This window comes from Chloroherpetonaceae bacterium (assembly GCA_025056565.1).
Classification (GTDB): Bacteria; Bacteroidota; Chlorobiia; order Chlorobiales; family Thermochlorobacteraceae; genus Thermochlorobacter.
In genome coordinates this window covers 91,010-112,626 of the sequence record JANWWA010000004.1, presented here as the reverse complement: position 1 = coordinate 112,626, position 21,617 = coordinate 91,010, and the positions used below count along the sequence as shown (strand labels likewise).

12 protein-coding genes and 1 pseudogene are annotated in these 21,617 nt (G+C 50.8%); 7 read left to right on the top strand and 6 right to left on the bottom strand.

The window, feature by feature from the left end:
- Window positions 1–66 precede the first annotated feature (66 nt).
- Window positions 67–3,795 (top strand): PAS domain S-box protein, encoded by a 3,729-nt coding sequence (locus tag NZM05_04735; protein ID MCS7012923.1) that lies wholly within the window; start codon window positions 67–69, stop codon window positions 3,793–3,795.
- A 100-nt stretch (window positions 3,796–3,895) separates the two neighbouring features.
- Here NZM05_04735 and NZM05_04730 read toward each other — a convergent pair whose 3' ends face one another.
- The 3 genes from NZM05_04730 to prfA all read right to left on the bottom strand — a co-directional run bounded on the left by NZM05_04730 (window position 3,896) and on the right by prfA (window position 7,873).
- Window positions 3,896–5,455 carry a hypothetical protein gene (locus NZM05_04730; GenBank protein MCS7012922.1) on the bottom strand — a complete coding sequence of 520 codons (1,560 nt, stop codon included), beginning with the start codon at window positions 5,453–5,455 and terminating at the stop codon, window positions 3,896–3,898.
- Between the two features lie 244 nt (window positions 5,456–5,699).
- Window positions 5,700–6,656, bottom strand: coding sequence for an ion transporter (locus NZM05_04725; GenBank protein ID MCS7012921.1), 957 nt, complete (start codon window positions 6,654–6,656; stop codon window positions 5,700–5,702).
- Between the two features lie 134 nt (window positions 6,657–6,790).
- Window positions 6,791–7,873, bottom strand: coding sequence for a peptide chain release factor 1 (gene prfA, locus NZM05_04720; GenBank protein MCS7012920.1), 1,083 nt, complete (start codon window positions 7,871–7,873; stop codon window positions 6,791–6,793).
- 393 nt (window positions 7,874–8,266) lie between these two features.
- Between prfA and NZM05_04715 the strand changes: the two genes are divergently transcribed.
- The 5 genes and pseudogenes from NZM05_04715 (at window position 8,267) to NZM05_04695 (ending at window position 17,465) form a co-directional block, all read left to right on the top strand.
- Window positions 8,267–11,530 (top strand): T9SS type A sorting domain-containing protein, encoded by a 3,264-nt coding sequence (locus tag NZM05_04715; protein MCS7012919.1) that lies wholly within the window; start codon window positions 8,267–8,269, stop codon window positions 11,528–11,530.
- A 76-nt stretch (window positions 11,531–11,606) separates the two neighbouring features.
- Window positions 11,607–13,016, top strand: a complete 1,410-nt coding sequence (gene mnmE / locus NZM05_04710) for a tRNA uridine-5-carboxymethylaminomethyl(34) synthesis GTPase MnmE (GenBank protein ID MCS7012918.1) — start codon at window positions 11,607–11,609, stop codon at window positions 13,014–13,016.
- A 296-nt stretch (window positions 13,017–13,312) separates the two neighbouring features.
- Window positions 13,313–14,377: a cobalamin B12-binding domain-containing protein gene (locus NZM05_04705; GenBank protein ID MCS7012917.1), complete on the top strand. Its 1,065-nt coding sequence runs from the start codon at window positions 13,313–13,315 to the stop codon at window positions 14,375–14,377.
- Between the two features lie 318 nt (window positions 14,378–14,695).
- Complete coding sequence (locus tag NZM05_04700) at window positions 14,696–16,987, top strand: photosystem I reaction center subunit IX (GenBank protein MCS7012916.1); 2,292 nt, start codon at window positions 14,696–14,698, stop codon at window positions 16,985–16,987.
- A gap of 193 nt (window positions 16,988–17,180) precedes the next feature.
- Window positions 17,181–17,465, top strand: a pseudogene (locus NZM05_04695) (4Fe-4S dicluster domain-containing protein).
- Window positions 17,466–17,577: 112 nt separating this feature from the next.
- On the opposite strand, the gene NZM05_04690 reads toward NZM05_04695, so the two are convergent.
- Window positions 17,578–17,991 carry a hypothetical protein gene (locus NZM05_04690; GenBank protein MCS7012915.1) on the bottom strand — a complete coding sequence of 138 codons (414 nt, stop codon included), beginning with the start codon at window positions 17,989–17,991 and terminating at the stop codon, window positions 17,578–17,580.
- Window positions 17,992–18,176: 185 nt separating this feature from the next.
- On the opposite strand from NZM05_04690, the gene NZM05_04685 reads away from it, so the two are divergent.
- A complete protein-coding gene (locus NZM05_04685) occupies window positions 18,177–19,076 on the top strand; it encodes an ROK family protein (protein ID MCS7012914.1) in 900 nt (299 codons plus the stop codon).
- 14 nt (window positions 19,077–19,090) lie between these two features.
- On the opposite strand, the gene NZM05_04680 is transcribed toward NZM05_04685, so the two are convergent.
- Both NZM05_04680 and NZM05_04675 read right to left on the bottom strand, forming a co-directional pair.
- Window positions 19,091–21,295, bottom strand: coding sequence for a protein-disulfide reductase DsbD family protein (locus NZM05_04680; protein ID MCS7012913.1), 2,205 nt, complete (start codon window positions 21,293–21,295; stop codon window positions 19,091–19,093).
- Complete coding sequence (locus NZM05_04675) at window positions 21,292–21,612, bottom strand: multidrug efflux SMR transporter (GenBank protein MCS7012912.1); 321 nt, start codon at window positions 21,610–21,612, stop codon at window positions 21,292–21,294. Before NZM05_04675 ends, NZM05_04680 begins: the two co-directional genes overlap by 4 nt.
- Window positions 21,613–21,617: the final 5 nt, after the last annotated feature.

Here is a 21,617-nt window from a genome sequence, read left to right as displayed (position 1 = left end):
ACAGGTTTACACTTGGTAATCTGAATCTGAGAGCAGCGCTTGAACACCCTAACAACTTGATGCACTATGCGAACAGATTTTATTTCACTTTCTGACAAGTTGTGTCAGGCAATTTGGGAAAGTGTATCAGATGGCGTCGTAATGACGGACGAAGCTGGCACAATTGTGTGGGCTAACCCTGCCTTTGCAAAGCTCTACCAGCACGAGTTGAATCACCTCATCGGAAAGCACATCTCGGTGCTCTACCCCGTTGAAGCTCAAGCCAGCATTGTTGCCCGATATGAATCACTTTTTGCATCGGCAAAAGATGGTGAGCGCTTCTTTTCTACGCACACTCTGCACAGTGGCTTTCAACTTTCGCTCGAGACCGTTGTCTTCTTCGAGGAAGTAGAGGGCAAGCGTACAAGAATGCTCTCCATTGTGCGAGAGCGACACCTGAGCGATTATGCCGATGCCCTGCGACTTCTTCAAGCTGAGCTAACACGCGCTCGTGAAGAATTCCAAGCTTTGATGCATGAGCAAAAGCGTCTGGAAAAAGAGTTGCGTGAAAAAGAAAGCAGAGCGTCCGAAACAGAGCGCCTGCTTAAAGCGGTCGCACATCATTTTCCCTCAGGCGCAATTAATGTGCTGGACAAAGAGTTCCGTCTACGCTTCGCCGATGGCGAGGAGTATGCAAAGTATGGGCTCGATGCCGCTACGCTGGTGGGCAAGTCACTTGATGAGCTTTTCCCGAATAAAGACCTGACGCGGTCTAAGGCACTCTACCGCAAAGTCTTTCAAGGTGAACCGCAAGCCTTTGAGTTCGAACACGGCGGGTTCATCTATCAAAATGTCGCCGTGCCATTGCCAAATGAAGCTGGGGAAATTGAACACATTCTGACCGTTACGCTCAACATCACAGAGCGCAAGCGCGCTGAAGCCACGCGTGAAGCACAAGCCGCGCAGCTTTCGGCTGTAACCTCACTGGTGCCATGCGTGATTTACCGCTACGAGATTGAGCCTGAAGCCAACTGGGCAGCCTACCAGCGTGGCGATATGCAGACAGTGGCGCAAACCAGTCGATATGCCTACATTAGTCCGCAAGCACAAGACGTCTTTGGTATTAGCAGCACTGTGCTGGCTGCCGATATAGGTCAATTTGCACAACTGCTCTTTCCAGAGGAACTCCCTTCGATTGTCGCTGAAGTGCATCGCTGCGCTCGTCAGTTGGTACCATTTTCAATGCGCTTCAGGATCCGCAAGCCAAATGGCGACATTCGTTGGATTCAGGCATATAGCGTACCGACGCACAGCCCTGAGTCAAAATGGGTTACATTTAACGGCATTTTTCTGGATATTACCGAAAAAAAGCGCGCTGAAGACGAATTGCGAGAGAAAAGCGAGTTTGTGCGTCAGGTTGTTGACCTCTCGCCCAACCTCATTTACCTCTACGACATTCAGCAGCAGCGCTTTACTTTTTTGAATCGTGAAGCTATCTCCTTTGGGAATTATTCGCCTGCTGATCTCCAAAATTTCAGTAGCTCCCGTTTCCAAGAAAAATTGCATCCTGACGACCTCAATGTGCTTGCTGAACATCAGGCATTCTTCGACACCGCCAGCGATAGTGACACATTCGTGCGAGAGCTTAGAATGAAAAACCACAAAGGCGAATGGCGCTGGCTTCGCATGATGCATCGTGTCTTTATGCGCGATGAAAGTGGTAAGGTTGTGCAAATCATCGGCACAGCGCAAGACATCACAGCGCAAAAGCAACTGGAGCTGGAGCTGCGCCAGCTGAACCGTTCTCTGGAGAAGCGTATTCGTGAGCGCACCCGTGAGCTGCATCGTTCCCAGAAGCTCTACGAAACAATTGCAAGGAATTTCCCAAACGGCATGCTGGGCATCTACGATTCGAACCTTACGCTGGTCTTCACCGAAGGCACCGAGTATCGCCGTGTGGGTATTCTCCCTGAGCAATTAGTTGGCAGAACAGTTGACCAGATTTATCCGCCACACCTTGCTGCGCAACTTAAACCTTACTTGCTTAGCGCTCTTAAAGGCACAGAAAGCCGCTTTGAGCTGGATTTTGGCACGGCGCAGTATGAATACATTGCCACGCCACTGCACGACAGCGATGGACAGACGACTCAGGTAATGGTCGTCGTGCAGAATGTTACCGAGCGCAAGCGAGCCGAAGACCGACTTCGCCGTAGCGAAGCGATGCTGGCAGAAGCCCAAGCGATTGCACACATCGGTAGTTGCGAGATGAATCTGCTTACGCACACCATTGAATGGTCAAAGGAAACCTACCGCATTTTTGAAATCTCTCCCGAGCAACGCCATCTTACCTTTGAGGACTTCCTGCAGCGCGTGCACCCAGATGACCGTGACCGCATCATGCGGCAGCATCAAGCAGCCATTGCAACTGGTCAAGACTATGAGACGGAATTTCGCTTGCTCTTAGACGGTGGGCGCATCAAATACATTCGCTCAATTAGCTCTATGACCAAAAATGACGAAGGCAAAGTCGTGCGCGTCAGTCACGTGGTTATTGACATCACTGCGCAAAAGGAAGCCGAAATAGAGCGCCAGCAGATCATGGAGAAAATGTTAGCCTCTCAAAAGCTGGAAGCAATTGGCACACTTGCTAGCGGTATTGCACACGAATTCAACAACATTATGGCTATCATTGGGCTAGCTAATGAGCATATCGGACTGCATGCCAAAACTCAAACTGTGCAAAAGCAAGTTGCCACGATTCGCAAAACCATTGAGCGCGGTGCCAGCATCGCCCGCCAATTGCTGGACTTCTCACGCTCTGAGAAAACCGAGATGCAGCCCTTGAACCTGATTGAGGTCGTGAGCGATGTTGCCGCCACGCTGCGCCGATTGCTGGACAAAAAAATTAGCGTTTCTGCAACACTGCTTGCCGACAAAGCCCTTATCAATGGCAGTGACAAGCAGCTTTACCAAGTCTTTCTCAATTTGGGCATTAATGCGGGCGATGCGATGCCTAATGGCGGTGAGTTGGAGTTCAAGGTCTACACAACGACTTGCCCAATCCTGACCCCAGAAGCTGAACCCGCAGTGGTCGTAGAAGTGCGTGATACAGGCACTGGCATCCCGCCCGAAATCCGTTCCCGCATCTTTGAACCTTTCTTCACTACCAAAGGCATTGGTAAAGGCACAGGGCTAGGCCTTGCGATTGTGCATGGCTTTGTAACCGCTCATCAAGGCACGATTGATGTTGAAAGCGAGCTTGGCTGCGGCACGACCTTCAAAGTGATCTTGCCCCTTTTGCAGCAACAAGACTTGGTCGAAGTTGCAACTGCAGCACCGCCCTTGCAGCTGGAAAAGACAACCGTGATGATTGTCGACGATGAAGCGTTTTTGCGCAGAACACTTGCACAACTTTTGCGCCGCCACAATCTATCCGTTGTTGAAGCTGAAGACGGCGACTCTGCGCTTCGGCTTTTTAAGAAGCACTCGGAGGAGATTGAAATCGTTATCAGCGATATGGGTATGCCAAATTTGGATGGATTGCAGCTCTTTCAACGCTTGTTTAAGTTACGCCCTACTCTGAAAGCTATCGCAATTACAGGCTACTTGGAACCGCACAAGTCCGCCGCATTAGCCAAGCAAGGGATTACCGTCGTCTCCAAACCCTTTGACACAAACGCGCTGCTCGAGATTATCAAAGCACTGCAGGAACAGCCAGCTCAAACGGCAGCCGACGCAACTCCGCAAATGAAGCAACTGGCTGCACACAAGAGCACAAAAACAGGGCAGCGCGCAACATGCAACACCAATAAATAGCGGTGAGAGGCGACCACCGAGTATGACAGGAAATCTTACCTCTGAGTCTTGCTGCAGGATTGGCTTTTGATTGCAGGACAGCGTGTGATAGTGCTGCTTATCAAGTTAGCATCAATGCGGTTTTACTTCCGCCAACTGCCGCTGCCACCACCAATGCATCGCTTTGAAGGGACTGCGCCTGTTTAGCACTTGGCTGTGCATCTTGGAAATTGCGATGCTGGTAGCCCAGCTCAAAGCCAATAACAGACCAAGTGTTGGTACCCGCATTGAAACGCACCACAAAACTGGCTGAAACGGTTGCAGAACCTCCCACATTGGCTTGTGTAAAGTTGCCACCGATAAATACATCGTTGCCAGAAGCCGCAATTGCATACACTTCGTTGTTGACTCCGCTGCCAGAACTTAGCACTGACCAAGTTTGGCTATCCAGATGAAACCGAGCAACATAGCTTGCCATAACGGGCAGTGTGGCACCAAGATTAGCCTTGGTAAAAAAGCCACCAACAAACACACTATTGCCCAACACTGCAATTGCATTGACCGCTCCATTAACTCCATTGCCCGGCGGCTTGCCCAGTGGCGACCATGTATTCGTGCCCGTGTGAAAGCGTGCAATGTAGTTTGCAAGAATTGGCGAGCCTGCATTGACCTGCGTAAATTCGCCCCCGACGAACACGTCTTCACCCGACACTGCAAGGGCATACACCGCTGGCTGTGAAGCGCCGCTTACGCCATTGCCGCCACCTGAGCCCAGTGTCGACCACCGATTTGCCGTAAGGTGAAAGCGAGCAATTGCATTTGCTTTGAGCACTGCCCCGCCACAGTTGGCTTCAGTGAAATCTCCACCGATGAACACTTCTTCTCCTACTGACGCAATTGCATACACCACACCGTTGACGCCATTCCCGCCTGCCGTGCCTAATGCACTCCAAGTGCTATTGCGCACATTGAACATCGCAAGATGATTAGCAGGCACTTGTGCCGCACTGCCTACATTAGCTTGCGTAAAATCACCGCCTACAAAAATGCGGGAGCCTAACACGCTCAGTGCATACACCCGCCCATTAACCCCATTGCCTGCTTCAGAACCCAGTGGCGACCAAGTTTGGGTGCTCAGGTCAAATCGAGCAAGGTTATTGACTGATACGGGCGACGATGACCCCACATTGGCTTGGGTAAATTCGCCTCCCACAATAACTGAGTTGCCCACCACTACAATAGCTCGCACTTCGCCATTGACCCCGTTCCCTGACGCATTCCCTAAGGGCGACCATGTGTTTGTCTTGGCATCAAAGCACGCAATGTGGTTGACAGAAAGGTTCTGCGTGCCATTAACCATTGTGAAACTACCACCAACATACCACTTGCCTGTTCCATCGGTTGCAACGGCATACACTACTCCACCTGTGCCATTCGCACAGGAAAATCTTGCATTAGACCAAGCAGCGGGCACAGGTTCATCGCTCTGGGCTAATGTCTGTACAGCAACCGGCATGCCTCCCATTGAGCCTGCTTGCACTGCAGAACCATTTACGCTGCACACATTAAAGCAAGCCCCTGAAAGAGACCAATGCGGTAGAGAGGACTCAGACCAATTAGCAAGACTTGGGCGAGCGGCAAGGAGAAAAAGCAGCAGAAACGCTGGTCGGCACATTGTCATAGTTAATACAGGTTTAGTTCAAGCAAAGTCGAAACGTTCGAACGCGCAAGCGCCAGCGATTAGCCAGCTAACCTAAACCGATAGTAGAGCCACACTGCACAAAGTTATCAAAATTGTGCGTCATATTTCAAAGCGCACGCTTAGAGGGAACTGCTGTACTCATCTTGTCTCTTGTGGGGAGCCTTTGGAAGATGACACATCAGATATGCTTATGCATTCTTTTGTTGGCAGCGAGCCAGTGACATTACTCTCGATTTTGCGAACTCTTTGCCGTTGAAGACACGGTTGCTTCAGGCGCTGAGAACGGCGGATTTAGCGTGGCACGCAGTTGAGCAAGTTGCACCTTCAACAGCGCCATTTCTGACAGTTGACGATCAAGCATCGCTTCCATGGCTGCTAAGTCAGTGTCGGAGCTGTGCGGCGACGCAGGTAAATGCTTTTTCAGTGCCATCGCTTGACGTGCTTCACGCAGCTCTGCCAGCTCGCTTGTGATGATGCCAATAAACAGGTTAAGAAAAATCATTGCGCCAAAGAGAATGAAACTCACAAAGTAGAGTGCCACACCTACCGCATTATGCTGCTTCATTAGGTCTTTCATCAGTGCTGCCCAGTCATCGAAGGTTACAATGCGAAAGAGCGTCAGCAGCGCCGCTGGTATTGAGTCGAACTCCTCACAGTCTTTCTGGAAGAAATCAACTCCTAACACTGCGTAGATGTAGAAATACATCACGAGCAGCAAAAACACATAAAAGAGACTCGGTATGCTATTGAACAGTGCATTGATAATGAGCTGGAGTTCTTCAAACTGTTCAGCGAGTTTTAGCACGCGCAGCACGCGTGCAAGGCGCAGCACGGCAAAAAAGTGAGTGTGAAATGCGTCAGGCGGCAGAAAGTAAGGCAAGGCACACGCTATCACGACGAAAAGGTCGAAAATGTTCCACCCATCTTTAAAAAACTGCATAGGCGAGCGACCGTAGCTTGCAAAGTTCAAGACTAGCTCAATGGTAAAAGCCGCTAAGACCAGCTGGTCGAGCAGGTGAAAAATCGGGCCGTATTGTGCCACTAAGGTAGGCGAGGTCTCCAGTCCTACGATTGCTCCTGCAACTATAATAATTACCAGCATCGTGCGCTCAAAGAGCGGCGAGTGGTAGATTTGGTAAAAAAGACTTGCCGTTGTCCCATTTTGTGGTGCAGTATTCATCGTCTCCAGGTTTTGAGAGAGTTAGCGAAAGTCAAGTGAAATTACAAAAAAAGCGTTCTACATACTGAGGCCGCACCTAAGAATTTTTGTGTTTCAGGGGGCAGAGAGGTTCAGAGCCACGCTTACTAGTGCAGCTATGCACTGGCTTGCGCTTTTAGGCGTTCTGTCTGGTCTTGTAATTTCAAGGCTTCTAGCAAGCCATCCAAATTTCCATCAATGATTTCCTGTAGCGACCAGTTTTTCAGTTCACCTTCTAAGCGGTGGTCAGTTACGCGGTTCTGAGGAAAGTTGTAAGTGCGGATTTTGTCGCTGCGGTCGCCGCTGCCGACCATTGCTCGGCGCATATCTGTGCGCTGTTGCTGCTGCGCTTGCAGTTTGGCATCGTAAAGCTTTGCACGCAGCATCTTCATTGCCCGCTCACGATTCTGCAGCTGTGAGCGTTCTTCTTGACACGCTACCACGATACCTGTGGGAATGTGGCGGATTCGCACAGCCGTCTCTACTTTGTTCACATTCTGCCCGCCTTTGCCGCCACTACGATAGGTTGAAATCTCCAAATCTTCTTTGCGAATCTCGACATCAACTTCCTCTGCTTCGGGCAGGACGGCCACCGATGCGGCGGAGGTATGCACCCTGCCTTGCGACTCCGTTTCAGGCACACGTTGAACTCGATGCACTCCGCTTTCAAACTTCATCGTGCCATAGACATCTTCGCCACTTAGGCTGAAAATGATTTCCTTGTAGCCACCCATTCCGCCTGTGTCGTTGTAGTCTAACACCTGCAGCGTCCAGCCTTTTCGTTCAGCATAGCGCTGATACATTCGGAACAGATCGGCGGCAAAGAGCGCGGCTTCATCACCGCCTGTGCCTGCGCGAATTTCCACAATTGCATTGCGAGAGTCCGCTTCATCTTTGGGCAAAAGCAGCATTTTTAGTTTTTCTTCCAGTTGCGGAAGTTGCTCTGAGAGTTCGTCATACTCCGCTTGCGCTAAGGTATGCATTTCGGGGTCTTTCTCAGCGTAGAGCATTTCTTTCGCCGCTGCAAGGTCTCTCTTCACACGCTTATATTCCGAGTAGACCTTCACGACTTCTTCTAGCGAGCGATACTCTTTGCTTAGCTTGCGAAACCGTGCTTGGTCAGCTACCGTTTCAGGCAATGCAAGTTGCGCCTCGATTTCCTTGTATCGCTCGACGAGTTGGTCTAATTGCTCGAACATTGAGCCGTAATGCGTTAAGTAAGGTTTGAATTAGCCTACTAGGTTGCTTCTGAAAATACAATGCTGCTTGCATTTTGCGAGCGCTCCTGTGCTGGACCGCTGTGCGTGTAGTTAAGCTAACCGCCTCTACACTGGCAGAGCTTCACTTCGCATTCGGGCAAAACCGTTTGCTCTTCTGAGTGGAAAGGTAGTCTTATTCGCCCGTGTTAATTAGGCAACTGAATGACGTCACTTTTCACTGCGAAAGTTAAAGAACCGTTAAATCTTGCCTCATTCGTTGCGCCAAAAATGCTGAACCTCTATCTTGCTACGGAAGTTTGCGACTTTTTATACCTTTTCCGTGCAAGCAGTCTGAACGCACACTACTCTGCAACTAAACGCCACACGCCATCAATGAGAAAAGCGATACTTCTTTTTTGGCTTCTCATACTCTCTACTGCTGCATACTCACAAGTGAATATCAACTCGCTGCCAGCTACTATCACTCAGGACTTCAATACGTTAGCCACCTCTGGCACGACCAACACTTGGACAGACAACTCTACACTTACGGGTTGGTATGCTACTTGGGTTGGTGGCACAGGCACTTTTTCCAATCAGTATCGTGCTGATGATGGCAGCTCGAACACTGGCGCACTTTACAGTTTCGGCACGGGCACGCAGACCGACAGAGCACTGGGTAGCTTGGCTTCAGGCACCACAGGCACAATTATTTTCGGTATTCGCCTGAAAAACAACACCGCGCAAACCATCACTTCACTGCAGATTTCCTACACGGGCGAGCAGTGGAGAAACGGCGGCAGAACTGACAACGATTCATTGCACTTCTCTTACCAGATTGGTGCTACCGTCACCAGCCTTACAAGTGGAACTTGGACAGCTGATACTGACCTTTCGTTTGTGGGTCCAGTAAATGCGGCTACTGCATCAGCACTAAATGGTAATTTGGCTGCAAATCGTGTTACACGCACAAAGACACTTACCGTGAGCATTCCAGCGGGACAAGAAATTATGCTGCGCTGGGTGGACTTTAATTCCCCTGGAAACGATCACGGTTTAGCGGTTGACGATTTAACAATTACAGCCAGCGCTACGGCGGCAGGTCCTGCCACACAATTAGCGTTTGTGAATGTGCCTGCTAACGGAATAGTCAACACAAACCTGCCTGCTTTCACGGTGGAAGCCAGAGATGCGAATAATGCATTAGTAACCAGTTTTGCAGGTAACATCACGCTTGCCAAAGCCAGCGGTCCAGGAAATCTTTCTGGCACACTTACCAAAGCTGCCGTAGCAGGGGTTGCAACCTTTGACGATATCAAGTTTGACCAAGCAGGCACTTACACACTGACCGCTACCAGTGGCTCGCTGACTGCCGCCACAAGCGGGAACATTAACATCACGGCTCCGACACCGACGAAGCTAGCAATTACAAGCATTACTCCTGCTTCGCCCACAGCAGGACAGCCATTTAGCGTAACCGTGCAAGCACAGGACGCAGCCAATCAGCCAGCGAATGTAACTCAAGCAACAGGTGTTCAGCTCTCTGCCACAGGTAGCACAATCGGTGGCACGACCACTGGCACGATTCCCGCAGGTCAGAACAGCGTGATTATTTCGGGCGTTACGCTTAGTCCAGCGGCGACGAATGTTACCCTCACCGCCACGCGCACCTCGGGCGATAACCTTGCGGCAGGCACCAGTGCGCCTTTCACAGTACAAGCAGGCTTCTCGCCGTTCTATGAGCCGTTCAACGGCACAGGGGCGCTGAACGCTGCACCAAACTGGGCAACGCACAGTGGAACGGCTGGGCAGATACAGTTCCTCACCACACCGAGTGATGTCGGTAACAGTCTCTCGTATCCACAGCTAGCCCCACCGCAGGGCAACCGCGTGCGCACGACACGCAATAACACTGAAGATGTTAATCGTGCCTTTCCAGCTGTTGCATCTGGAGTTTTGTATTATTCGGCACTCATTAAGTTCTTGGATACGTTGGGCCTAGCCGACAACACGAGTCCAATTGGCGACTATCCATTACACCTTGCAACGACTAGTGGTAGCACGGGTGTCACGGTATTCTTTGCACGCCTTCATATTCGCAAAGGCACATCAGGCAATACAGTGCAGATTGGTGTGGCAAACAGGGGCGCCGCTGGTTCAACCAACCCAACCTTTAACACGGCAAACTTCCCCGTGGGTCAGACGCATTTTGTGGTGATCAAGTATGATTTTGCTTCTGGCGTTGCCAGTCTCTGGATCAATCCAACGACAAACTTTGGTGGCAGCGAGCCAGCAGGGGCAGTAACAAACAATGCTAGCACAGATGCTATTGCGCAAGCTGCTAGCATTTGCATTCGTCAAGGTAGTAACACCGGCAACATTGAGATTGATGAAATTCGAGTTGGGCAAACTTGGGCCAGCGTAACCCCTGCAGCTCCACCAGCCACGCAACTTGCTTTTACCAGTGTGCCGACAGCTGGCACAGCTGGGGTCGTTTTACCACCGATTGTGGTGCAAGCACGCCGTGCGGATAACACCGTGGCAACGGACTTTACTGGCAATATCACGCTTTCTCGTGCCACAGGGCCAGGTACGATTGGCGGCACACTCACACGCGCTGCAGTGAATGGCACAGCTACATTCAATGATATTACGCTCAGTCAAGCGGGCACTTACACGCTATCAGCCTCAGCAACAGGGCTGACTAGTGCCACAAGTAGCAACATCACTATTTTGGCACGTGCATCACAACTGGCGTTTGTGAATGTGCCTACCAGTGGCCGGGTTGGGCAGTTCTTGCCTGCATTCCGCGTGCAAGCACGTCGTCCTGACAACACCGTAGATACCAGTTTCAGAGCTGTGATTACCATCGGTCGGCAGAGTAGCGCAGCGTTACCTGAAGAAGTTGACCTGCAAACGCTCTCTGGCGTGCTTAGCAAGGCTGCAGTGAATGGAGAAGCTACCTTTGACAGCGTGCGCGTTGATGTAGCCGGCCCTGTTACGCTCACCGCATCGGCACAAGGCTTGCCCACTGCCAGCTCTCCCGTTATCAACATTGCTCCGCCCCCTGCAACTCGCCTACGCTTTGTCAATGCACCTACTTCCGCACGCCAGAACATTGTGATACCTACCTTTTTCGTCGATGCTGTGCGCGCCGATACCACGCGTGATACAACCTTCACAGGCAACATTACTGTCTCGCTTATTGGCACAGGCACTCTTACAGGCAATACCACGCGCGCTGCTGTGCAAGGCAGAGCTACTTTTGACAGCCTTCGCATTACCGCTGCTGGCAACTTCCGACTGGTTGCCACCTCTGGCACATTGATTGCAGACACTACTGCTACCTTCGGTGTGCTCAGTGTAGAGCGCGACATCTCCGCTGGCGTGCCCAGAGACTTTGCGCTCTGGCAGAACTATCCCAATCCATTCAATCCAAGCACGGTGATCGTCTATGAACTGCCCGCTGTGAGTGATGTTGTGCTCAAAGTCTATGATATGCTCGGTCGTGAAGTCGCTACGCTCATTAGCCAGCGTCAGACTGCTGGGCGCTACCGTGTTACATTCAATGCACAAAACCTCGCTAGCGGCATCTACCTTTATCGCTTGCAGGCAGGTCGTTTTGTGGAAACAAAGAAGATGATACTTCTGAAGTAACTGAGCACCAGTCGACACCAGAGAGCCGCTAAGCAAAGCGGCTCTTTTCATTATCTTTCGGGCTTATGTCAGAACGATGAACCAATGCATTAAGATGAGCATTGTTCAACAAGAGCCAATTGCTGCAATTGCCACGGCAGTCGGTGAAAGTGCTATTGCGATTGTGCGAATGAGCGGCGAGGGTGTTCTGCAAATTGCCGATAAGGTCTTTCGCAAAGCAAAGAGCAAAAATTTTTCTTTTGTCCGCGCACCGTCCCATACTGCCCACTATGGACACATCATTGATGCGCAAGGCGACATCGTTGATGAAGTAATGGCGATTGTCTATAAGTCGCCTCGCAGTTACACGATGGAAGATACCGTAGAGTTCAACTGCCACGGCGGTGTGATTGTAACGCAAACGGTGCTGGAAACGCTGCTCAACGCAGGCTGCCGTTTGGCAGAAGCCGGCGAATTTACTCGTCGTGCCTTTCTCAACGGACGCATTGACCTTGTGCAAGCAGAAGCCATCGGTGAACTCATTCATGCTAAGACGGTTGCTGCCTACCGCTCAGCGCTCTCGCATCTTAAAGGTGACCTTTCCAAAAAACTTTCTGCCTTGCGCGAAGACTTGCTTCAGGCTTGCGCAATGCTTGAGCTTGAACTTGACTTCGCCGAAGAAGACGTAGAGTTTCAAAGCCGTGAAGCCTTGCAAGCCAAAATGTTGGAACTGAAAGCCCACTTGATTGAGCTAGCGCATTCATTTAAGCTCGGCAAACTCGTGCAAGAAGGCGTTCGGACAGTGATTGTCGGCAAGCCTAATGCAGGTAAATCCACCTTGCTCAACGCACTGTTAGGTAAAGAGCGCGCAATTGTGAGCGATGTCGCTGGCACCACACGCGACTACATCGAAGAAAGTTTCGTTATTGATGGTGTGCTCTTCAGGCTGATTGATACGGCTGGCCTGCGCTCGACACGAGACCAAATTGAGATGGAAGGTATTCGACGCAGCTACGAAAAAATTGAAGAAGCCGATTTGATTCTCTATGTCATAGATGCCTCGCAACCTGCCGACCCCGATGAAATCAGGGAAATAGAGACGCTTAGAGCCAAAAATCCTGATGCCAGATTCTTGCTTGTGCTCAACAAGACGGACAAAGGTCTTGCTGCCGAGCTTCACCTCAATAGCATTGACACAGTAAAGATTTCTGCACTGACAAAAGATGGCATTAGTGCGCTTCGCCAAAAAATGCGCGCCCTTGCTCTTGGCACAGCCACCCTCTCGGACGGTAGCATCCTGCTGACCAACCTGCGTCATTATGAAGCTATTTGCAATGCGCTGCAAAGTTTGGAGCAAGCTGAACTGCAGTTGCAACACCACGCCTCCACTGAACTCATTGCCTTTGATTTACGCGATGCCTTAGACCACATCGGTGCGATTACTGGCAAAGTCACCACGGACGACATCCTCAACCACATCTTCGCCAAATTTTGCATCGGAAAGTAGCCCCTTGCTGACAAGGTTGATAGCTGCTCAATTCTTTCTGCTCTCACTATGCTTTTCAGCAAAGAGAGGGATAGAGTTGCCATATCGGTCGTTTGAGAGCCGAAACGGTCGTTTTTACGCCTAATCGTTGGGCAGCATAAGACTTGTGCGCTGTAAAAAGTGCCCTGTGAAGCCGTTTTTCGGCACGGTTAAAAGTTGCAGAGTGGGAGGGCTTTTTGTAAGTTAGCATCGCAGCAGGAGCACCAGCACGGCAGCTGTGCCGCGCTTGAAGTAACCGAAACGAGGAGCGCCGAAGTATGACGACGCAGTTTTTCTCAACCAAAGAGCTTTCGGAGCTATGCGCAGTCGGTGAGACCACCGTCAAGCGCTGGTCTAATATGGGGCTGATTAAGCACCACAAAACCGTCGGTGGACATCGCAAGTTCAAACTCGAGGATGTGCTGGAATTCATTAGCAAAAACAACATTGAAATTCCGCCCGACCGACTGGAGCGCTTGAATCTGGAGAAAAGTTATGCGGACTATATCGACCTCAACAGCGAAATACTTCTGGTGCGCGGCGATGTGAATGCGCTGGCGCACAAGCTCACTGAACTGCTCTTAGGTTTCCGCAAAAATGAAGTGGAAGCGCTCCTCAGCAAAGCTGTAGAACACGGCATTTCCTTTGCTACGCTCTTTGACAAGATGATAGCCCCAGCAATGTACCGAGTTGGCGAACTTTGGGCGCAGAAAAAATTAGGTATCGGTGAGGAGCACATTATCACCAACATCGTCATTGAAGCCGTTTTAGCAGTCAAAACACGCTACGAAAAAGGGTTGCTGCACCCAGAAAAGTCGCCACGCGAAGGCCTTGGCATCAATGTTGGGCTGACGATGAATGCCGTCTCGCAGAACGGCAGGAAGACTGATGATGCTATGCCTGCTATGATGCCGCTGGCAAAGCCTGTCGCACTGGTATGCACTTGCCCAGAGTCCGAGTATCACGAAGTTGGTCTACTCGGTGTATCGCTGGTGTGCCAAAGTATGGGAATGGAGGTTAGCTATGTTGGTGCCGCTGTGCCATTCAAAGATTTAGAGCGAGTGGTCGATGAGGTGCACCCAGCAATTGTCTATATGTCGGTTACAACGGCTCGCGTGCGACCAGCGACCTATCGGCGCTTTGAATTGTTTAGAAAGTTCCTCAAAAAGCGTGGGGTTCGCTTCATCTTAGGCGGACAGTTTACCGGCGAGCGCAAATCGCAGCCTTTTGAAGCCGATTTCCGCGCCAAAACTTGCACTGAGCTGGAGCAATACCTCAGAGAGAATTTCGAAATTCTTTACCGAGGCACGGGCACCTCGCGTAACCAATCCTTGAAAAATTAGGAGTTTTCACCGTGTTCTTTGACTTTTCGCCTCAACCGCAACCGAAACAAACGCTGTTCTTTCTCACCTGATGCAATAGTAAGGCTCACGCTTGCTGAGGCATCGGTGAGAAGCAGTATCCGCAGTAGTCGTAACTTGCAGTAACGCATGAGTTGTGCATTGTTCTTTGAAAAGTTTGAAGCAGTACCCAGCGTGCTTTGCAGTAACGCGGGCAAAGCACGGTTCAAACTTGAAGCGTTCGTTCGCCGCTGAAAATGAACGGTTAGGCACGGCGAACATTTCTTCACTTGTTTCAAACTTTTTTGAAAGGAGAAAACTATGGCTGACCAAGAGAAACCGACTGGCGGAACACCAGAAGGCGGTGGCGGCGAAAAGAAACCTGTGCCTACTCAAGCCGGGAAACTTCAAGCTGCTGCCAAGAAACCTGCTGCTGCGCAAGCCGCTGCAGCAAAAGCAGCACCGAAGGCCGGTGAAGCCAAGCCTGCAGCTGCACCTGCCAAACCCGCCGTGATGGAGGCAGATGTGGCCGAGATGAAGCGCTTCCTCCTAAAACGCACGGAAACCCGCACGACTAAGTGGTATCAAGCCTTCGATGTTGACAAGCTCACCGACGAACAAGTCTTCGGCGGTCATCTTGCGTTGCTGGGCTGCTTGGGCATCGTGATGGGTATCTATTACATTTCAGGCATTCAGATTTTCCCGAACGGTGCACCCGGGTTCTATGACAACTGGTTCTACCTGACCATCAAGCCTCGCTTGGTGTCGCTTGGTATTGATACCTACAGCACAGAACCGGCTGCGCAAATGGAAGCTGCACGCAAGCTGCTCTGGTGGGCTGGTATTCACTTTGTCGTGGGTGCCTTCCTTATCTTCGGTGGTTGGCGACACTGGACGAGCAACCTTTCAAACCCACTGGCGTTCCTTTTCTTTTGGAACTATAAGCAAGCCAGTGTGCCGGGCAACTTCCGTGATTTCCGAATGTTCGGTAGCATTATCCCCGGTGGTATCGGCGGCCCCAGTGCCAAAAACTACGCCGAAGCACTTGGACCGCACACGATTTATCAAGGCTTCCTCTTTCTGGCGTGGGGCTTTGTGATGTGGTTTGTTTTAGGCATCACCCCTGAGCCTAACTTCCAGAAAATCAACTCCGAAGCCTTTATGTCCTTTATCTGGGCAGCGGTCTGGCTAGCACTGGGCTTCTACTGGAAAGCCAATCCACCGCGCGTCGCCGAACATCTCAACGACGACCTTCGCGCTATCTTCTCGGTGCACCTTACCTCAATGGGCTACGTCAATATCGCCCTTGGCTGGTTTGCCTTTGCTGCCTTCACGGATAGACCACAGTTCTTCTACACGCAGCTCAATGATTTGGTCTACTACATCTATGGCGAACCCTTTAACCGCGTGGGCTTTGATGAATTTGGCAACACTGACCTGAGCAAGGTGGAGTATCCTGAATATCCGCCTTATGCCATTCTGCCCAAAGATGGCAAGGTGTTTGGTATGGCGCAGGTGGTCATCAACCTTGTGGCATTTAACCATATCATCTGTGGATTCCTCTATGTGTTCTCAGGCGTCTTTCATGGCGGGCAATATCTGTTGAAGATTCAAATGTCTGGCCTTTACAATCAGTTGAAGTCGAAGTGGATTGCGCTGGGACGCAACAAGGAATTCCAAGTGAAGTTTGTCGGCACGATTATGGTGCTGTGCTTCACAACGATGATTTCGGTTTATGCCGTAATTTGCTGGAACTCGCTGTGCGAACTCAATATGATGGGCGCAAACATCACAATGAGCTTCTACTGGCTGAAGCCCACACCGATGTTTGCGTGGATGTTCACTGACCCCAGTATCAATGACTGGTGCGCTTGGCATGCGATTGTAGCAGGCTGGCTCTTTGCATCAGTGGCGACTTCACGCATTGCGTTCTTCTCACATACTTCGGCGCTCTGGGATGACCTGGGTCTGAAGAAGAACTCCTTCTCGTTCCCGTGCATCGGCCCTGTCTATGGCGGCACATGCGGCGTCTCAATTCAAGACCAGATGTGGTTTGCGATTCTCTGGTCTGTGAAACCGCTCTCCGTCATTGAATGGTATATTGACGGTGGCTGGCTGGCGTCAATGAACTACGGTATGGCTGTAGCGGACTGCAATGCGTGGGATGCAATTGCCAAGCTCAACCATCACTACACAGGCGGTGTCTTCTACTATATGTGGACGGAAACCCAAGCAATCTGGGCAAGCTCGCACTTGACCGTCGTCTTGCTGCTTGGACACCTTGTCTGGTTCATCAGCTTTGCCGTCTGGTTCAAGGATAGAGGCTCTCGTCTGGAAGGTGCGGACATTCAAACCCGCACGATTCGCTGGCTGGGCAAAGCTCTCCTTGGACGCGACGTCAAGTTCCGCTTCCCAGTGCTGAACCTTTCGGACTCGAAGTTTGCAGGTACGATTCTCTATTTCAGCGGCACATTTATGCTGGTCTGGCTCTATGTTGCCAATGGCTTCTACGCTACGAATCAACCTGCACCGCCACCTGTTAGCGACGCCGCCCGTGCAGGTAGCGATATGCTGGCGCAAGTGGTGGACTTCCTGCTGAAACTGATTGCGTAGGTTCTTTCCTTAGGGCGAAGACTTGGTGGGGGACTGGACGGCGCGTCCAAGTCCCCTTTTTTATCCTGAGAAAGTTTGGGAACGAAAAAAAGAGTTTTATTATTCCACTTAACAAACTTCTCAAAATTCAAACTCTCGAAATGGAGGCTATCCAATGGCAGAAGCAAAGGTCAAAAAGCGGGTAAAGAACAAATACGACATCATTGAAAATCTCTGCATCGCTTGCGGGTTCTGCTTAGACCAATGTCCACCGAAAGTGAACGCCATCGGCGTCAAGCTCTACGGTGATGTGCAGGAAGGTGGATTCCGTTACTATATTGACCAGAAGGCATGCATTTCCTGCCAGCTATGCTTTGATGCAGATGCTTGTCCTTCTGGTGCTCTTATTGAAGTGCGTCCCGAAGGCGATATTCTCGACTTTCGCTACACGCCTGAAAAGCGACTGGAACTCTACGACAAGCCTTTCTTTGCTCGCTGAAGAAAACATCTTCTCGCAGCGTGGATTCAAGCCCTGCTCCGCCATCAGCGAAAGCAGGGCTTCCCTGTTGGATGCATGCATGAAGGAGGTTTAGCACATGCTTTTACACCAGCTAAGCATAGCTTTCCCGTATCTGAAACAGCAGATAGAGCCAGAGTAGCCCGACAATAATGCCGAAGAGACTGAACGATAGCACATTGCTCAGTAGACCTACTAACTCAGCGTAGTATAGCCATACCCAGCCTTCACGGCGGCGATTGAAAAGCCCCGGCAAAGCCAACCCAGTCATAATCACAGTTGCAAGAAGTGTTACAAAACTCAAGAATGCCAGCGGGCCCAACGCAAGCGTGAGAATCGCTAACACACCGATTGCGAGTAACCCAACAAGTCCGAGTATACCAAGAACCAGCCAGACGATGCCGAGGTAGGGCATAATTTTGACAAATACTTCCTTAATGTTGGGTGGCAAAGCAGGCAGCTGAAGCGCAATTCCTCCGATTTGCTCCTCGAGAATGGCCTTCTGCATACTTCTCTCCTTTCACCAGTTTAACTTTAGGTAGGCTTTTGCAAGAAAACGGTTTTGAAACTTTTTTCCAACTTTGCTACGAAAGGGAAGGCACTGCAAATAGTTTGCCACGACCGTGTGTTGATTGTCCTCGCAACCAATCATTTTAGCAATTTTACGAATTTGTCAAAACGACCTAACACCATATGTCAGCTATCTGGGGCATTGACTTAGGCGGCACTAAAATTGAGGGCGTGGTGCTGCCAGATGCCGTTAGCCCTGAGCCGCTTTGCCGCCTTCGCATTCCAACCGAAGCAGAGAAAGGCTACACACATATCCTAAACCAAGTCGCTCACCTTGTTGAGCAACTGGCGCAAGCCTCTGGTGAACGGCCTCAACGTATCGGAATCGGCACGCCCGGCACATTTGACCCCTACCTTTCTGCAATGAAAAATTGCAATACCACTGCCCTCAACGGAAAGAATCTGCCGAAAGACTTGTCGGATAAGCTTGGCGTAGAAGTTGTGATTGCTAACGATGCGAATTGCTTCGCTTTGGCAGAAGCCACCTTAGGCGCTGCGAAGGGAGCGGCTGTAGTCTTCGGGGTTATTATGGGCACAGGGGTCGGCGGCGGCATCGTTATCAACGGCAAAGTGTGGAACGGTGCGCAAGGAATTGCAGGCGAGTGGGGACACAACAGTCTTGACGACACAGCCGAGCCTTGCTACAGCGGTATTCGCGGTTGCGTCGAGAGTTTCATTTCAGGTCCCGCCTTAGAGAAATTTTATGCCCAACAAAGCGGCACTGTGCGAAAGTTACCCGAAATTGTCCAGCGCTTCGAACAGGGCATAGATGCCAGCGCTACCGCCACTATGCGGCGACTCTGCCACTACTTTGGTCGTGCCCTTGCAACGGTGGTTAACATCTTAGACCCTGACGCTATCGTGCTTGGGGGCGGTGTTGGCAATATCGCTCTTCTTTACACAGAGGGCGTCGCAGAGCTTAAAAAGTATGTGTTCAACCACCGACTAGATACCCAGATCTTGAAACCACTTTTAGGCGACAGTGCAGGAGTGTTTGGCGCTGCAATGTTGGTTGCTCCGTAGGCAGGTGTGTCGCTTTACCCTGCAACTGCTTGCTTACGAGCAGCCTTTTCCAGTGCTTCAATGAGCAGTTCAGGGGTCAGCACCTCAGGCAGCACAATCGGTTCATTTAGCCGCCCTGATGGAAAGACCACATAGAGCGGCACACCTGAGCGACCAAACTTTTTCAGAAGTCGCGTAATTTCGTCGTTGCGATTTGTCCAATCGGCTCGTATCGGCACAATGCCTAACTCTGCCATCTTGCGCTCCACTGCATCTGTTTCCAGCACAGTCTTTTCGGTGACCTTGCATGTAAAGCACCACTCTGCTGTAAAGTCCACAAACACGGTCTTGCCAGACTGCACCGCTGATTCAATCGCAGCAATTGAGAAAGGCTGCCAGAGAATTTTGCTGTTTGCGGGTGTTTCTACCTGCGACAAGACTTTAGCTGCACGCCAGTTTAAGTTGCGCTCAAAGGTGATAAAGTATGTTATGCCAACTATTGTTACAACCAACGTCCAGATAGTTGCCTTACGCCACCATGAGGCTTGTAGGTCAATAAACTGACCAATGAGCCAGCACCCGACTCCGACCGCCAAAAGCAATATCAGCGTAGCGATCACGCCTTCCAATCCGAGCTGCTCACCCAGTACTGAGAGCAACCAAATTGCCGTAGCAAACAAAGGAAAGCTCATTGCTTGCTTGAAGCGATACATCCAAGCACCTGGCTTTGGAATAAACTTCAGCCACTGGGGCTTAATTGCAAGAATAAGGTATGGTAAAGCCAGCCCTAGTCCTACTGCGGTGAAAACTAAGAAAATCACAGCCGCAGGCTGCGAAAATGCAAAGCCTAAGGCGCTACCGAGAAATGGTGCCGTGCACGGCGTGGCTAAGGTCGTTGCTAAAATGCCATTTGCAAACGTGCTACTAAGGTCGCTGCGCATTAAAGTTTGACTCAGCTCACTTGACACGCTGGGAGTTGAGAATTCAAATACGCCTGCAAGATTTAAGCCAAAGACAAACATTACCAGAATCATCACCAAGACAAACATCGGCGATTGAAACTGAAACCCCCAGCCGACTTGCTCACCAGCTTGCTGCAAGAGCACTACCAGCAGCGCCAGTATCCAAAAGGATACCAGCACACCTAATGTGAACACCAATCCGTGCTTTGCACTCTCAGATTTGCTCTGATGTGCGCTCTGTATCAATCCCATCACTTTAAGCGAGAGCACAGGCAACACGCAGGGCATTACATTCAGAATCAGTCCGCCCAGCAGGGCAAACAGCAGCGCTAAGCCTAATGGCAGCTCCGCTGTTTGCGCCTTGACACCAACAAACTCTTGCTCGAGCAAGCGACTGGACGCTGCCGTTGAAGCAGGAATTTCTGCACTGGCAAGCAGTGGAACGCTTACTTCATAGCCTTTCTCGCCAATCAGCAAAACCCCCTTGATGAGCGTATTTGCAGGCAGTTGCCCTTGTGTCGTTACAGGCATTACAACCTGCTGTTGTTCTACCTTAAACTCACTGTATCGGAAGAGAAGCTGGTCGTGTGGTTCAGGGAAAAAGTCACGAATTGGAGCAACGCTCTTGCCGCTGAACGAAAGCGTAATCGCCTTGCCATCGAAGGTAACTTTGGAGCACTCGAGACCACTAAGCGCCAGCGGCTTAGGCAAGGCTTCACTTACCTTTTGAAGCAGTCTCCGTGCGACTTCACGGTCTTGCGGACGGAGCGCTTTGAGATTCAGTGCTACACGGGCGCTGCCCGGCACACACGACTCCTTGCAAACCAGCCAGTCCAGCTCTGCCGAAATAGTGAGGTCTGTTGGCAGTGTTGCAGGCAACTCCAACTCCGATAGCAACACCAACTCATCTGTGTAGCCAAACGCCACAAGACCTGATTCTACAATTTTGTGCGGAGTTGGAAATTGCAAGTCTCCTATCTTAGAGCCATCAGGCAGTTGCCACTTTACTCTGGGTGCAAAACCTGCATCACCTGCATTTTTCCAGTATAAATGCCAACCCTTCTGAATTTTGAAGTGCAGCACCAGCGTGTAAGCGCGCTCCCCTTTTGCCTCGACCGCATACAGTGCAGGTTCGACCAGCACGCTGCCATCCACGACTTGGGCAGACGCAGCAGAACAGAGAAGCAGCAGACCAAGCGCGAAAAGTGAATGCACTGCCGCATGCCGCTTTTGCCTTAGCTGCCTAAAAGACCCAATGCGCTGACAGGTTCTCGTCATTCTGCGGAAACGAACTTTAGCCCGATGATGGACGCAATTAGTGTAGAGATGAAAAAGAGCCGCCAAAAATCCGACGATTCCTTGAAAAGAAGAATGCCCACCAGTGCGGTACCCGCTGCTCCGACACCTGTCCAGACAGCGTAACTGGTGCCGAGCGGCAAGGTTTGTGCGGCTTTGCTCAGAAACAAAAAGCTAAGCGTAATGCAGACCAGAAATCCCAGCGTCCAGCGCCAGTCTGAGAAGTTATTAGAAAGTTTCATACAGGTTGTAAAGCCGACCTCACAGAGTCCTGCAATAATGAGAATGAGCCAAGCCATTGTTG